Source organism: Tatumella citrea (genome assembly GCF_002163585.1).
Lineage (GTDB): Bacteria > Pseudomonadota > Gammaproteobacteria > Enterobacterales > Enterobacteriaceae > Tatumella > Tatumella citrea.
The window spans coordinates 25,679-39,202 of sequence record NZ_CP015579.1; the positions used below are offsets into that span (position 1 = coordinate 25,679).

16 protein-coding genes are annotated in these 13,524 nt (G+C 50.1%); 11 read left to right on the top strand and 5 right to left on the bottom strand.

What is annotated here, in order from left to right; all coding sequences use genetic code 11:
* Positions 1–80 precede the first annotated feature (80 nt).
* Positions 81–746 carry a 7-cyano-7-deazaguanine/7-aminomethyl-7-deazaguanine transporter gene (locus tag A7K98_RS00140; RefSeq protein ID WP_087486754.1) on the bottom strand — a complete coding sequence of 222 codons (666 nt, stop codon included), beginning with the start codon at positions 744–746 and terminating at the stop codon, positions 81–83.
* Between the two features lie 217 nt (positions 747–963).
* Here A7K98_RS00140 and tusA point away from each other — a divergent pair, with 217 nt between their 5' ends.
* On the top strand, positions 964–1,209 hold the full coding sequence (gene tusA / locus A7K98_RS00145; RefSeq protein WP_087486755.1) for a sulfurtransferase TusA: 246 nt from the start codon (positions 964–966) through the stop codon (positions 1,207–1,209).
* 33 nt (positions 1,210–1,242) lie between these two features.
* Here the strand turns inward: tusA and A7K98_RS00150 are convergent, their stop codons facing one another.
* Positions 1,243–1,872, bottom strand: coding sequence for a lysoplasmalogenase (locus A7K98_RS00150; RefSeq protein ID WP_087486756.1), 630 nt, complete (start codon positions 1,870–1,872; stop codon positions 1,243–1,245).
* 167 nt (positions 1,873–2,039) lie between these two features.
* On the opposite strand from A7K98_RS00150, the gene A7K98_RS00155 reads away from it, so the two are divergent.
* Complete coding sequence (locus A7K98_RS00155; RefSeq protein WP_087486757.1) at positions 2,040–2,399, top strand: DUF2500 domain-containing protein; 360 nt, start codon at positions 2,040–2,042, stop codon at positions 2,397–2,399.
* Positions 2,400–2,428: 29 nt separating this feature from the next.
* Here A7K98_RS00155 and A7K98_RS00160 read toward each other — a convergent pair whose 3' ends face one another.
* Together A7K98_RS00160 and rsmD are read right to left on the bottom strand one after the other, a co-directional pair.
* Complete coding sequence (locus A7K98_RS00160; RefSeq protein ID WP_087486758.1) at positions 2,429–2,698, bottom strand: DUF1145 family protein; 270 nt, start codon at positions 2,696–2,698, stop codon at positions 2,429–2,431.
* Positions 2,699–2,700: 2 nt separating this feature from the next.
* Positions 2,701–3,300 carry a 16S rRNA (guanine(966)-N(2))-methyltransferase gene (gene rsmD / locus A7K98_RS00165; RefSeq protein ID WP_087486759.1) on the bottom strand — a complete coding sequence of 200 codons (600 nt, stop codon included), beginning with the start codon at positions 3,298–3,300 and terminating at the stop codon, positions 2,701–2,703.
* Between the two features lie 243 nt (positions 3,301–3,543).
* Here rsmD and ftsY point away from each other — a divergent pair, with 243 nt between their 5' ends.
* The 4 genes from ftsY to rpoH all read left to right on the top strand — a co-directional run bounded on the left by ftsY (position 3,544) and on the right by rpoH (position 7,903).
* Complete coding sequence (gene ftsY / locus A7K98_RS00170; RefSeq protein ID WP_087486760.1) at positions 3,544–5,118, top strand: signal recognition particle-docking protein FtsY; 1,575 nt, start codon at positions 3,544–3,546, stop codon at positions 5,116–5,118.
* A gap of 5 nt (positions 5,119–5,123) precedes the next feature.
* Positions 5,124–5,786, top strand: coding sequence for a cell division ATP-binding protein FtsE (ftsE, locus tag A7K98_RS00175; RefSeq protein ID WP_029685343.1), 663 nt, complete (start codon positions 5,124–5,126; stop codon positions 5,784–5,786).
* Positions 5,783–6,796 (top strand): permease-like cell division protein FtsX, encoded by a 1,014-nt coding sequence (gene ftsX / locus A7K98_RS00180; RefSeq protein WP_087486761.1) that lies wholly within the window; start codon positions 5,783–5,785, stop codon positions 6,794–6,796. The genes ftsE and ftsX overlap by 4 nt, the downstream gene beginning before the upstream one ends.
* Before the next feature lie 249 nt (positions 6,797–7,045).
* The gene (gene rpoH / locus A7K98_RS00185; RefSeq protein ID WP_087486762.1) at positions 7,046–7,903 is read left to right on the top strand and encodes an RNA polymerase sigma factor RpoH; all 858 of its coding nucleotides are present in this window, start codon (positions 7,046–7,048) and stop codon (positions 7,901–7,903) included.
* Between the two features lie 59 nt (positions 7,904–7,962).
* Here rpoH and panM read toward each other — a convergent pair whose 3' ends face one another.
* Complete coding sequence (panM, locus tag A7K98_RS00190) at positions 7,963–8,352, bottom strand: aspartate 1-decarboxylase autocleavage activator PanM (RefSeq protein WP_157665801.1); 390 nt, start codon at positions 8,350–8,352, stop codon at positions 7,963–7,965.
* Positions 8,353–8,538: 186 nt separating this feature from the next.
* Here panM and ugpB point away from each other — a divergent pair, with 186 nt between their 5' ends.
* The 5 genes from ugpB to ugpQ all read left to right on the top strand — a co-directional run bounded on the left by ugpB (position 8,539) and on the right by ugpQ (position 13,496).
* Positions 8,539–9,858, top strand: a complete 1,320-nt coding sequence (gene ugpB, locus A7K98_RS00195; RefSeq protein WP_087486764.1) for a sn-glycerol-3-phosphate ABC transporter substrate-binding protein UgpB — start codon at positions 8,539–8,541, stop codon at positions 9,856–9,858.
* Positions 9,859–9,950: 92 nt separating this feature from the next.
* Positions 9,951–10,838: a sn-glycerol-3-phosphate ABC transporter permease UgpA gene (gene ugpA / locus A7K98_RS00200; protein ID WP_087486765.1), complete on the top strand. Its 888-nt coding sequence runs from the start codon at positions 9,951–9,953 to the stop codon at positions 10,836–10,838.
* Positions 10,835–11,680, top strand: a complete 846-nt coding sequence (gene ugpE, locus A7K98_RS00205) for a sn-glycerol-3-phosphate ABC transporter permease UgpE (protein ID WP_087486766.1) — start codon at positions 10,835–10,837, stop codon at positions 11,678–11,680. The genes ugpA and ugpE overlap by 4 nt, the downstream gene beginning before the upstream one ends.
* Positions 11,681–11,682: 2 nt before the next feature.
* Positions 11,683–12,756, top strand: coding sequence for a sn-glycerol-3-phosphate import ATP-binding protein UgpC (locus A7K98_RS00210; protein WP_087486767.1), 1,074 nt, complete (start codon positions 11,683–11,685; stop codon positions 12,754–12,756).
* A complete protein-coding gene (gene ugpQ / locus A7K98_RS00215) occupies positions 12,753–13,496 on the top strand; it encodes a glycerophosphodiester phosphodiesterase (protein ID WP_087486768.1) in 744 nt (247 codons plus the stop codon). The genes A7K98_RS00210 and ugpQ overlap by 4 nt, the downstream gene beginning before the upstream one ends.
* Positions 13,497–13,524: the final 28 nt, after the last annotated feature.

Here is a 13,524-nt window from a genome sequence, read left to right on the forward strand (position 1 = left end):
CACATCGAAAACGGAACAGAAAATCAATCCGTTGATTGTCACCAAATCTTAGCCGTTGTCACAGGCAGGATCATTCAGCATTAACCTAAAGTAAGAGAATGGTCCCGTGTTTTTCCGGGAAGCCGTTTCAGGATAGCATTCAATAGCACGCCATAAGCTGGCAGGAAAAAGACCAGACAGATAAATACTTTGTAGCTGTAATCCACCAGTGCGATTTCGACCCAATGTTGCGCCATAAACAGGTCGCTGCTGTGATAAAACGCGATAAAAAAGAAAGCCAGGGTATCGCTGATATTTCCGAGCAACATCGAAGCCGCAGGAGCCAGCCACCAGTGTGCGGAGCGCCGTAGCCGGTCAAACACTGAAATATCCAGAATCTGCCCCAGGACATAAGCCATAAAGCTTGCCAGCGCAATCCGGCCAACCACGGTGTTTATATGTTGCAGAGCATCCCAGCCTTGCCAGGCACCCTGATAAAACACACAGGACACAATATAAGAGATAACCAGGGCCGGCAGCATAGCCAGCAGAATGATACGCCTTGCCATAGATGCACCAAAAATTCGTACCGTCAGGTCAGTGGCAAGAAAGATAAACGGGAAGCTGAAAGCACCCCATGTGGTATGAAAGCCGAAGATATCTACCGGCAACTGCACCAGGTAATTACTGGAAGTAATTATCAGCAAATGAAATACCGATAATATGATGCGGGCAAACAGCCGCTGACGGGTATTAAACGTGTTCATTTCAGGCCTTTTTAGGTTGGGGTGAGGGAACCCATTAACACTGCCGTCGACATAAACTGCACAACGGCACAGAAAATTGTACAAGAAAACGGCCGCATGTTACCTGCTTCAATGGACAATGCAAGAGGGGAGGTACCCGGCCACCGCACCTCCGGTGTTTGTCTGTACTCAGGGCTGACGTTAGAATAGCAGCTTCCCCTGTTTTACAGAGAACCTTATGAACGACCTTTTTAGTACCGCCGAACATACCCTTGATGCCCGGGGCTTGCGTTGCCCGGAGCCAGTGATGATGGTGCGTAAAACTATACGTCATATGCAGGACGGAGAAACCCTGTTAATCATTGCCGATGATCCGGCGACAACCCGTGACATTCCGGGCTTTTGTCGTTTTATGGAACATACCTTAGTGGCTCAGGACACAGAACAACTGCCTTTTCATTATCTGGTTAAGAAGGGCATGTAAACGGCTGGTCTGACAACCAGCCGTACTGACAGATCAGGAGAGCCACAGCGAACGAATAATCATAAAATGACCGATGATAAATAACGCTTCATAAATCACCCGGTCAGCCGAAAATCGCAGGCGGAAGAAACTGATAAGCCAGCAGATATTCGCCAGTAACAGCAAATCGGTACCGGCCATCATTGAAAGTGTTTCATCAGTTTGCAGACTCAGATATTGCAGCGTTGCAATCCAGCACATAACCAGGACCATCGCCAGCATCGTACATACCGGCCAACGCAGTTCTTCCAGACGGCTCCAGATAATCGCAGCCACCACCAGACCAATCACCAGGAAGGTGACCGGTATCGGCCAGTAAATATTCAGGGTAATGCCGCGGGTCAGATTGATGGTGTAGAGCAGATAGGAGAGAAAGCTGGCACCAAAGGCATACATCATCTGCTGGCGGGATAATAAACTCAATAACCCGCCCGCCATCGCCGCGATCAGACCACCTATCAATAAATAATCACTGACGGAATGTGTCGGTGCCTGCCATGCCCATGCCAGCATGAGAAGGAATGTCACCGGTTTAAATAACCAGCGTTGCCAGCGGGGGCCCCGGTAAGAGGCATCAATGTACAGCCAGCCGGAAAATAGCACTGCAAGAAATGACCAAAGCATAATTTCTTCCTTCATCTTCTTTACACCAGACCGGGAACAAAATGCACAAAGCATTGAGGGTTCCGTTTGACTTTCGGCCGCTGCCAACGATTATTACTGTGAATGACAAAAATTGCAGGTGAAATGATGCAGATTTTATTTCTGCCTGTGGATAACACGGAGGATCGATGAACAGACCACCCCTGATTATTATCATTGTTATTGTTGCCATTGCTTTTCTTGCGGGTCGACAGTTTTTTAAACAGCGAAACGAAAATCAGGTGAATAATGATTCACCCGTGGTGACACAGCAGGCGATGGTAGTCAGTAAACGTGATTTTCCATATCCCGACCGCCATACCCGTCAGCAGCAGGTTATTGCCGGCGAGACGTTGCGTTATGAAGTCACTTTCCGCAGGACTCCGGTTGGCGAAAACTTTACGGTACAGATGTCAGAAGCTCAGTATAACGAGTGCGAGGCAGGTACTACGGGAGCCCTGAAGATGCAGGGGACCCGTTTTGTCAGCTTTACACCAGGTGGCCGTTAAAGGCCATTGCACGTACCCTGTGGCTGGTTTTACTTTGAGGGATAGTTTTTTTTCTGCCAGGCAAGCAGTTCAAATACCCCGAAAAAGAAAATCTTAACCTGGGTCATGCCACTGAGGGCAGGGCCGTCTTTGCTCTGAGTAGCACGCAGCAGTACCAGTTGCAGCCCGTGCATTACCACCATAAAAAACAGGGCAACATCAATAAAATACTTAAGAGGTTTAGGTGCCGGATGAATCAGATTCATCAGTAAAAAGGCCCAGACGAAAATCATCAGGATACGCCCGCCAATCAACAACATAGTTATTCTCCCTGAGAGTCTGTCACGGAACGATGGTACAGACGGTAGGCAACCTGGCCTGCCGTTTTTTCGCGGTGTAGCCGCCAGCTGTCAGGGACCTGCAAAGCACCCTGTTCAGTCTCACATTCGATGTAAATCAGGGCTTCACTTGCCAGCCAGCCACGGGTTTCCAGCAACGTCATCGTTTCTGTCAGCAAACCTTTTCGGAAAGGTGGGTCAATAAACACGATGTTGTAAGGCTGGCCTGGCTGATTTAACCATTGCAGGGCATTTCCCTGAACGACCTGGCCCGTTGTCGCTTTCAGGGTCTGTAAATTACTGGTCAGCTGGCGCGCGACAGAAGGCTCAAGCTCAAGTAAGGTCACATGTTCTGCATAGCGCGAAAGTGCCTCGATTCCCAGAGCTCCGCTACCGGCAAAACAGTCCAGGCAACGTGACTGCGGTAAATCGGCTGCCAGCCAGTTAAACAACGTTTCACGCACTCTGTCGGTGGTTGGCCGTAGCCCGGCGCTCTCAGGAACCGGAAGTTTTCTGCCGCGCCACTGTCCGCCAATAATTCGTATTTGTCCGGCACCTGAGGGTGCCCGGGATTGTTTATTCATCTCAATCACAACTCTTCATAATTTGTTGCTTAGTTTAACGGGCGCGGACGTGATAAGAAACGGTAAAAAAGGGTGCTGTAATGCAATACCAGGAAAATGATAGACTATCCGACTATGCTTTCGCGATCCCTGCGGTAGCCTGAACATGTCAGGGATTTGATAAATTATAAATATGTCCCGGATTATTCTCTGAGGAACCTGTTACGGTTCACTGATCCGGGTCTAAAGGAGTGTCGTTAGATAATGGCAAAAGAAAAAAAACGGGGCTTTTTCTCCTGGCTGGGTTTCGGTCGCGATGAAGACAATGCAGAACCGCAAAATCAACCCGCAGAACAAAAAGAAACACCGGACGCTGCCGCAGAGCATCATACTACGGACCATGCCGAAGGTACCTCGTCCGGTCACCCTGAAGAGCCTTCCCGGGCGACGGTAGCCGCCCCGGAGTTGCCTGGCGAAACGGCAGAACAGCCGACCGAAACTGTGGTGATTCCCCCTCAGCCGGCAGCTGAACCTGCCCCTGTGGCTGAACCGCAGGCTGTTATCGTTCCGCAAACGGTTGAACTTCCGGTGCAGGAGCTGCATCTGCCGGAAGCCGAAGAAGAGAAACCGGAAGCGCGCGGGGAAGAGAAACAGCCAGAGGCATCGTCACTGCCTGCCGTGTCTGCGGATCAGGTCACTGCCAGTGATATTGTTGCACAGGCTGACGCACCGAAGCCTGAACTCACTCAGCCTGTTAGTGTGGTTGAAGCTGTGGAAACTCCGGTGGAGAGTGCCGAATTATCCGCATTGGCAGAACCAGCGGCAGAAAATGATTCTCGCCTGACTCAGATTAGTCCGGAAGACGTTCCCTCTGAGCTCACTGAAACCATTGTGCCGACAGAGCAGGAAAGACCTACCCGCGAAGGTTTTTTTGCCCGGTTAAAACGCAGTCTGGTGAAAACCAGGCAGAACCTGGGATCAGGTTTTATCGGGCTGTTTCGCGGTAAAAAAATTGATGATGAACTGTTTGAAGAGCTTGAAGAACAATTACTTATTGCTGATGTCGGGGTTGAGACAACCCGTAAAATTATCAGCAATCTGACCACTCATGCCAGCCGCAAACAGCTACGTGATGCTGAAGCATTATACGGTCTGTTAAAGGATGAAATGTCAGCCATTCTGGACCGTGTAGAACAACCACTGGATATTGAAGGAAAAACTCCGTTTGTTATTCTGATGGTCGGCGTGAATGGGGTGGGTAAAACAACCACGATTGGTAAGCTGGCACGTCAGTACCAGTCGCAAGGGAAATCGGTAATGCTGGCTGCCGGAGACACATTCAGGGCTGCTGCAGTAGAGCAGCTGGAAGTCTGGGGGCAGCGGAACAACATCCCGGTAGTCTCTCAGCATACCGGGGCTGATTCGGCTTCTGTTATTTTTGATGCTATTCAGGCAGCAAAATCCCGCGGAATTGATGTACTGATTGCCGATACTGCGGGTCGTTTACAGAATAAATCCCATTTAATGGAAGAGCTGAAAAAAATTACCCGGGTAATGAGCAAACTGGATGACAGTGCGCCTCATGAAGTTATGCTAACCATTGACGCCAGCACCGGACAGAATGCTATCAGTCAGGCCCGGTTGTTCAATGAGGCTGTTGGCCTGACCGGTATTACACTGACCAAACTTGACGGGACAGCCAAAGGCGGAGTGATTTTCTCTGTGGCTGACCAGTTCAGTATTCCAATCCGATACATTGGTGTCGGAGAAGGCATCGATGATTTACGGCCATTTAAGGCCGGAGATTTTATAGAGGCATTGTTTGCCCGAGAGGACTAATTTGGATGATTCGCTTTGAAGAGGTCAGTAAAGCTTATCTGGGGGGACGCCAGGCGCTTCAGGGTGTAGATTTTCATCTGCGCCAGGGAGAAATGGCTTTTCTGACCGGTCATTCCGGGGCAGGTAAGAGTACATTGCTCAAGTTGATCTGCGGAATAGAGCGTCCCAGTGCCGGGCAAATTTGGTTTAGCGGCCATAATATAACGCGTTTGCGCAATAGCGAGATCCCGTTTCTGCGTCGGCAAATAGGGATGATCTTTCAGGATCATCATCTGCTGATGGACAGAACGGTTTACGACAATATCGCAATACCGTTAATTATTTCCGGGGCCAGTGGTGAGGATATTCGCCGCAGGGTATCGGCGGCGCTGGATAAAGTCGGTCTGCTCGATAAAGCGAAGAGTTTTCCAATCCAGCTGTCTGGTGGGGAACAGCAACGAGTGGGTATTGCCAGAGCGGTAGTCAATAAGCCGGCATTACTGCTGGCGGATGAACCTACCGGTAACCTGGATCACGCATTATCGGAAGATATCCTGCGTTTATTTGAAGAATTTAACCGCGTTGGTGTCACTGTACTGATGGCAACTCATGATATGTCTCTTATTTCCCGCAGAAATTATCGTGTGATGACCCTCAGCCAGGGACGTTTGCATGGGGGAGTGGCATGAAACCAGGCAAGGGGAATCAGGTCAACCGGCGGAAGACCCCGGCGGCAGCTAAAGCCCGACCGAAGCAAAAACGGGTTTCTAAAGAGAAAGCTCTGCGTGGCGGCTGGCAGGAGCAATGGCATTATGCGTGGCGTGGAATGCTGGCAGATATGCTGCGTCAGCCACTGGCGACGCTGCTGACGGTTACGGTTATTGCTATCTCTCTGACGTTACCGAGCGTTTGTTATATCGTGTGGAAAAACGTCGATCAGGCAGCAACCGAGTGGTATCCCGCTCCACAACTGACGGTATATCTGTCGAAAACACTCGATGATAATGCGGCTCAGAATGTGATCAATACTCTGAAGCAGACTGATGGTGTCCAGCATGTGGATTATCTGAGTCGTGAAGAAGCATTGAATGAGTTCCGTAACTGGTCAGGGTTTGGCGGAGCGATGGATATGCTGGAGCAGAACCCGCTGCCGGCTGTGGCTATCATTACCCCAAAACTGAATTTCCAGAATTCAGACACCATGAATACGCTGCGTGACAGAGTGGCTAAAGTAAGTGGGGTGGATGAAGTACGGATGGATGACAGCTGGTTTGCCAGGCTCTCTGCCCTGACCGGGCTGGTGGGACAAGTGGCGTTTATGATTGGCCTGCTAATGGTAGTGGCCGTGTTCCTGGTGATAGGTAACAGCGTGCGTCTGAGTATCTTCGCCCGGCGCGATACCATTAATGTGCAGAAGCTCATCGGTGCCACCGATGGCTTTATCCTGCGACCATTTGTTTACGGCGGGGCAATGCTGGGACTTTCCGGGGCCTTTCTTTCGCTGATTTTGTCTGAAATTCTGGTATTCCGGCTGGAATCGGTGGTGTCGCATGTTGCCAGCGTGTTCAGTGCTTCGTTTGACCTGAAAGGTTTCTCGTTCGATGAAGCACTATTATTGCTGTTAGTCTCAGCCATTGTAGGTTGGGTTGCGGCCTGGCTGGCAACTGCACAACATTTACGCCGATTTACACCACAGTAATCCCGGGAAATATTTTTTTGCTATACTATTCCTCTGTTGCCGTAGGTTGGGGAGCAGAGGAATTTTCCCCGCAGTACCCCCTGCGCCTTGTCATAAATTATTCACAATCAAAAGTGAACCTGTGGATAACTTTTGTGTCTTAATGATTAATAGCACACATTGCTTTCGATCTTTTGGCACGGCTGACATAATGTAGGCGCAGGCTGTAAGGATCTGGCAACATTATTGACGAATTCTGAGAGGGTTTGAATGACCAAAGAAATGCAAGCTTTAGCTATTGCTCCTCTGGGTAATCTGGACGCATATATCCGGGCAGCAAATGGTTGCCCGATGCTGACAGCCGACGAGGAAAAAGCGCTGGCTGAACGGCTGCATTACCAGGGCGATCTGGATGCAGCTAAGAAGCTGATCCTGTCTCATCTGCGCTTTGTGGTTCATATCGCTCGTAATTATGCAGGTTACGGACTGCCACAGGCGGACCTGATTCAGGAAGGTAATATCGGCCTGATGAAAGCCGTACGCCGTTTTAACCCTGAAGTGGGTGTGCGCCTGGTCTCGTTTGCCGTGCACTGGATCAAAGCGGAAATTCACGAATATGTCCTGAAAAACTGGCGTATTGTGAAAGTCGCCACCACCAAAGCGCAGCGGAAACTGTTCTTCAATCTGCGCAAATCCAAACAACGCCTCGGCTGGTTTAACCAGGACGAAGTAGAGATGGTGGCCCGTGAACTCGGGGTGAGCAGTAAAGATGTGCGTGAAATGGAATCACGTATGGCTGCTCAGGATATGACGTTTGACCCAACCCCGGATGATGAAGGTGCTGAAGGCAAACCAGTAGCTCCGGTGCTGTATCTGCAGGATAAAGCTTCTGACTTTGCCGATGGTATCGAAGAAGATAACTGGGAGTCTCATGCGGCTGATAAGCTGAGTGATGCGATTCAGGGCCTGGATGAGCGTAGCCAGCATATCATTCGCGCACGCTGGCTGGATGATGACAACAAAACCACATTGCAGGAACTGGCCGATAAGTACGGTGTTTCCGCTGAGCGTGTTCGCCAGCTGGAGAAAAATGCAATGAAAAAACTGCGTGTTGCGATCGAAGCCTGATTAGACTGCCGCAGTGAACTGAGGGCGCCCTGAGGGACGCCCTTTTTTATGCCTGCGATTTAATGGCTGAAAATCCAGATGCCTTGCTCTGACCGAAAGCCACAGGCATACAGAAACATGCTGGCGGTCCCGGATAATGGCTGCTGGTCGGGGCTGATTCGCCAGCGCTGGACATCCGGATTCATACGTAAAGTCTCTTCCAGTAGATATCGACCTATGCCCCGCCGACGGGTGGCTTCCCGAACCATAATCTGTGAAATGACTGCCTCTGATGGCAGTAACTGTATCTCCAGTCCTGCCAGTAATCTCTGATTAAAACGCGCTACATAGTAACGGCTGTCTTCCTCATGTTGCAGAAAATCGGCTGCTGCTTTGTCCGGCCAGATTTTACTGAGATCGGCCAGTTCGGGTGGCGAAGGTTGTTGCAGCAATTCAATCGTCAGTCGCATCGTTTTATCCGGTTTTACAAGGGGTTCCATTAACAGGGTCTGGCCGGGTGAATGGGTTCACATGGCGGGTCTCTGTCATTCACCAGTCATCTTACTGACATCTTATATTAATTTTTCTGTCATTTTTCCGTGTCATTTTACCTCGCGAACTCCCCATAGCGCACGATCATGCCACAGGACAAAACTATGTCAGTTCTTAAATTTCGTCGTCATGCCGCAGGATTAATGCTGGCATTAGGTCTGAGCGGAAATGCTTTCGCGGTTACCGAAATTCCCTTCTGGCACTCAATGGAAGGAGGGTTAGGCACAGAGGTTGACTCGCTGGCTCAGCGTTTTAACCAGACCCACCCGGATTATAAAATTGTTCCGGTCTACAAAGGTAACTACGAGCAGAGCCTTGCCGCAGGGATTGCTGCAGTACGCAGTGGAAATGCTCCTGCCATACTTCAGGTCTATGAAGTTGGTACTGCCACCATGATGGCTTCTCATGCGATTAAGCCGGTCTACGAAGTGTTTAAAGATGCCGGTGTTCAGTTCGATGAGAAACAGTTTGTTCCGACCATTGTTGGTTACTACACCGACGCTAAAACCGGTCATATGCTGTCCGAACCTTTTAACAGCTCAACACCTATTCTGTATTACAACAAAGATGCTTTCCGCAAAGCCGGACTGAATCCGGATCAGCCGCCAAAAACCTGGCAGGAACTGGCCTCTGATGCTGCTGCATTACGTAAAGCAGGAATGAGTTGCGGATACGCCAGCGGCTGGCAGGGTTGGATTCAGCTTGAAGAGTTCAGCGCATGGCATGGTCTGCCTTTTGCGACAGAGAATAATGGTTTCGACGGTACCGATGCGAAGCTGGTATTCAATGGTCCGGAGCAAATCCGCCATATTCAGATGCTGGAAGATATGAACAAAGCCGGCAGCTTTACCTATTACGGACGTAAAGATGAATCGACCGCTAAGTTCTACAGCGGCGATTGCGGAATGACGACAGCATCATCGGCTTCGCTGGCAGATATCCGTCAGTATGCCAAATTCAACTTTGGTGTCGGGATGATGCCGTATGATGCCACAGTGAAAAATGCGCCACAGAATGCCATCATCGGTGGTGCCAGCCTGTGGGTTATGCGCGGTCAGAGCGATGCAACCTACAAAGGGGTTGCGGAGTTCCTGAAATTCCTTGCTCAGCCGGAAATTGCGGCCGAGTGGCATCAGAAAACCGGTTATCTCCCGGCAACTACTGCGGCCTACGAGTTAACCCGCAAGCAGGGCTTTTACGACAAAAACCCTGGTGCGGACATCGCGATGAAGCAAATGCTGAATAAACCACCTCTGGCCTTCACCAAAGGCCTGCGTCTCGGCAACATGCCGCAGATACGTACTGTGGTGGATGAAGAGCTTGAAAGTGTCTGGACCGGGAAAGAGACTCCTAAAACAGCACTGGATAATGCAGTTCAGCGTGGTAACCAACTGCTTCGCCGTTTCCAGCAGCAGGTTCAGTAATCCGCCGTTAGTAAAAACATCCCCTTGCAGGGTCACTCCGGTGAATTCTGCAAGGGGATAGCCCGGGAAATCTCCGCCTGAGGTCAGGTTTTATGTCATCTTCTCGTCCCGTTTTTCGCCACCGTGCATTACCTTATCTGCTGCTGCTGCCCCAGATTGCAATCACGGTTATCTTTTTTATCTGGCCGGCTGCAGAAGCTCTGTGGTATTCGGTACAGAATCTTGATCCGTTTGGGTTTTCGGCTCATTTTGTCGGGTTGGCAAACTTCACTGCCTTATTCCAGGATCCGTATTATCTGGATTCGTTCAAAACTACGATTATCTTTAGTGCGCTGGTAGCTGCATTAGGGCTGGTAATTTCCTTATTTCTGGCCGCATTAGTCGATCATGTTCTGCGTCTTAAGAAGTTCTACCAGACATTATTACTGCTGCCCTATGCTGTCGCTCCGGCCATTGCTGCCGTGCTATGGATGTTCCTGTTTAATCCGGGACTGGGCGTTATCAGCCACTTTTTACAGTCGATAGGTTATAACTGGAATTATGCTCAGAACAGTGGACAGGCCATGTTCCTGGTGGTTCTGGCATCAGTCTGGCAACAAATTAGTTATAACTTCCTGTTCTTTTTTGCTGCGTTACAGTCGATCCCCCGCTCGCTGGTGGAGGCAGCTGCACTGGATGGTGCCGGTCCGGTCCGTCGTTTTATGCATCTCTCATTGCCCCTGATTACCCCGGTCAGCTTCTTCCTGCTGGTGGTTAATCTGGTATATGCCTTTTTTGATACCTTCCCTGTTATTGATGCAGCTACCCAGGGGGGACCGGTTCAGTCCACCACCACGCTGATTTATAAAATCTACCGGGAAGGTTTTACGGGGCTGGATCTGAGTGCCTCAGCAGCACAATCGGTAGTTCTGATGGTGATTGTCATCCTGCTGACAGTCGTACAGTTCCGTTTTATTGAACGTAAGGTTCGTTATCAATGATAGAGAATCGCCGTGGATTAGATATCTTCAGCCATATCATGTTGTGGCTCGGTATTCTGACAATCCTGTTTCCGCTCTATATCGCTTTTGTTGCCGCGACTCTGGATAATCATCAGGTTTTCCAGTCGCCAATGTCATTAGTTCCGGGCAGCCATCTTTGGCAAAATATTGAGATTATCTGGACTCAGGGTGTCAGTGCTAACAGCCCGCCAATTGGCCGGATGCTGCTGAACAGTACTTTAATGGCTCTGGGAATTACCATAGGCAAAATCGCCATCTCCATCATCTCTGCGTTTGCGCTGGTCTGGTTTCGCTTTCCGCTGCGTCAGTTCTGTTTCTGGATGATTTTCATCACCCTGATGCTGCCTGTTGAAGTTCGTATCTTCCCGACAGTGGAAGTGGTCTCTCAACTGCACATGCTCAACAGTTACAATGGCCTGATCCTGCCGATGATGGCTTCTGCGACCGCTACCTTTTTGTTCCGCCAGTTCTTTATGTCATTGCCAAATGAGCTGATTGAAGCTGCGCGAATTGACGGGGCCAGTCCGATGCGATTTTTCTTCGATATTGTCCTGCCATTATCGAAAACCAATCTGGCTGCCCTGTTTGTCATTACCTTCATTTATGGCTGGAACCAGTATCTCTGGCCATTGTTAATTACCAGCGATTCACGAATGAGCACTGCCGTTGCCGGGATTCGCAGCATGATTTCATTCGGGGAAGGTGTTACCCAGTGGAATCTGGTGATGGCAGCAATGTTATTGACGCTGATACCACCGTTGATCGTCGTGATAGTTATGCAGCGTGCCTTCGTGAAAGGCCTGGTCGAGAGTGAGAAATAGTCATGGCAAGTGTACATTTTCAGGCAGTTACCAAATCCTATGATGGTAAAAACCGCATCATCCAGCCGTTAGATATCACCATCAATGAAGGTGAATTTATGGTGATGGTCGGCCCTTCCGGATGCGGAAAGTCCACCCTGTTGCGGATGGTAGCAGGACTGGAAACTATCAGTTCCGGGGACATCTATATTAATGATCAGTGTGTCACGAATCTGGAACCGAAAGAGCGTGGAATCGCCATGGTGTTCCAGAATTATGCGTTGTACCCGCATATGACCGTTGAACAAAATATGTCTTACGGGCTGAAAATCCGCGGTATGGCTAAAGAGCAAATTCGGCAGAGGGTATTAAGTGCCGCCCGCAGTCTGGAACTGGATGCTCTGCTGACCCGCCATCCACGTGAATTATCCGGTGGTCAACGCCAGCGTGTCGCAATGGGCCGTGCAATAGTTCGGGAACCTGCGGTGTTTTTGTTTGATGAGCCGTTGTCTAATCTGGATGCGCGCTTAAGAGTACAAATGCGACTCGAATTGCAGCAACTGCACCAGCGGCTGAAAACAACCAGCATTTATGTCACTCATGACCAGGTTGAAGCAATGACTCTGGCACAGAGAGTCATGGTGATGAATAAAGGGGTGGTTGAACAGGTCGGTACTCCGGCAGAAGTTTATGAGAAGCCTGCCAGTACCTTCGTTGCCGGATTTATTGGTTCCCCGGCCATGAATTTACTGCCAGGGAAAATCAGTGCCGATGGCCGGGAATTCCTGATCGATCCAAAAAATAAAATCATGTTGTCCACCCAGAGAGCGGAACTGGCAAACCAGCAGCTGACTCTCGGTGTTCGCCCTGAGCATATCCTGACCGTTTCACGTTCAGAAAACAGTTTGCCTGTGCAGGTTGAAACGCTCGAAATCCTCGGTGCAGATAATTTAGTGCATGGTAACATTGGTGGTCACCGGCTGGTGATTCGCTTACCTCATGAACAACGGCCGCAGGCAGGGACAGTGCTCTGGCTGGAGTTTCCGCACAAAGCCCAGCATTTGTTTAATACCACCACAGGATTACGTCTGGAATGACAGAACAACACTGGCCATACCCGCATATCGTTGCCCATCGTGGCGGCGGTAAATTAGCGCCGGAAAATACCCTGGCGGCCATTGATACCGGCCACCGCTATGGGCATACCATGATTGAATTTGATGCAAAATTGTCCGGAGACGGGCAAATATTCCTGTTGCATGACGATTCACTGGAACGCACAACCAATGGCCAGGGAATTGCCGGACAACAGGACTGGCAGGCATTATCCCGGCTGGATGCCGGAAGCTGGTTTAGTCCGGAATTTCTGGCAGAGCCACTGGCGACTCTCGATCAAGTGGCTGAACGCTGCAGAGAGTACCAGATGATGGCAAATATTGAGATTAAGCCAACGACCGGAGAAGAGGTCACTACCGGGAAAGAGGTCGCGCTGGCAGCTCAAAGATTGTGGCAGGGGCAGGTTGCACCGTTACTTTCGTCTTTTTCTGTAGAGGCACTGTCGGCTGCACAGGACGCTGCGCCAGAATTGCCACGCGGTTTATTGCTGGATAGCTGGCGTGACGACTGGCAGGCACTGACAACCCGGTTGGGATGTGTGGCGATTCATCTTAATCATCTGCTACTGGATGCTGAACGTATCCACCAGTTGAAGTCTGCCGGATTGCATATTCTGGTTTATACCGTCAACCAGCCTGAGCGTGCACGGGTACTGCTTGACCTGGGTGTCGATATGATTTGCACCGACCGCATCGATCAAATTGGGCCTGACTTCCGCTGAGAAGTTTTCACGGGCGGTTAATCGCCCG

What these genes read in the sequence shown, in the direction of transcription:
- A7K98_RS00140 (WP_087486754.1), bottom strand. Translation starts at nt 746, where the DNA reads ATGAACACGTTTAATACCCGTCAGCGGCTGTTTGCCCGCATCATATTA.
- tusA (WP_087486755.1), top strand. Translation starts at nt 964, where the DNA reads ATGAACGACCTTTTTAGTACCGCCGAACATACCCTTGATGCCCGGGGC.
- A7K98_RS00150 (WP_087486756.1), bottom strand. Translation starts at nt 1,872, where the DNA reads ATGCTTTGGTCATTTCTTGCAGTGCTATTTTCCGGCTGGCTGTACATT.
- A7K98_RS00155 (WP_087486757.1), top strand. Translation starts at nt 2,040, where the DNA reads ATGAACAGACCACCCCTGATTATTATCATTGTTATTGTTGCCATTGCT.
- A7K98_RS00160 (WP_087486758.1), bottom strand. Translation starts at nt 2,698, where the DNA reads ATGTTGTTGATTGGCGGGCGTATCCTGATGATTTTCGTCTGGGCCTTT.
- rsmD (WP_087486759.1), bottom strand. Translation starts at nt 3,300, where the DNA reads ATGAATAAACAATCCCGGGCACCCTCAGGTGCCGGACAAATACGAATT.
- ftsY (WP_087486760.1), top strand. Translation starts at nt 3,544, where the DNA reads ATGGCAAAAGAAAAAAAACGGGGCTTTTTCTCCTGGCTGGGTTTCGGT.
- ftsE (WP_029685343.1), top strand. Translation starts at nt 5,124, where the DNA reads ATGATTCGCTTTGAAGAGGTCAGTAAAGCTTATCTGGGGGGACGCCAG.
- ftsX (WP_087486761.1), top strand. Translation starts at nt 5,783, where the DNA reads ATGAAACCAGGCAAGGGGAATCAGGTCAACCGGCGGAAGACCCCGGCG.
- rpoH (WP_087486762.1), top strand. Translation starts at nt 7,046, where the DNA reads ATGACCAAAGAAATGCAAGCTTTAGCTATTGCTCCTCTGGGTAATCTG.
- panM (WP_157665801.1), bottom strand. Translation starts at nt 8,352, where the DNA reads ATGCGACTGACGATTGAATTGCTGCAACAACCTTCGCCACCCGAACTG.
- ugpB (WP_087486764.1), top strand. Translation starts at nt 8,539, where the DNA reads ATGTCAGTTCTTAAATTTCGTCGTCATGCCGCAGGATTAATGCTGGCA.
- ugpA (WP_087486765.1), top strand. Translation starts at nt 9,951, where the DNA reads ATGTCATCTTCTCGTCCCGTTTTTCGCCACCGTGCATTACCTTATCTG.
- ugpE (WP_087486766.1), top strand. Translation starts at nt 10,835, where the DNA reads ATGATAGAGAATCGCCGTGGATTAGATATCTTCAGCCATATCATGTTG.
- A7K98_RS00210 (WP_087486767.1), top strand. Translation starts at nt 11,683, where the DNA reads ATGGCAAGTGTACATTTTCAGGCAGTTACCAAATCCTATGATGGTAAA.
- ugpQ (WP_087486768.1), top strand. Translation starts at nt 12,753, where the DNA reads ATGACAGAACAACACTGGCCATACCCGCATATCGTTGCCCATCGTGGC.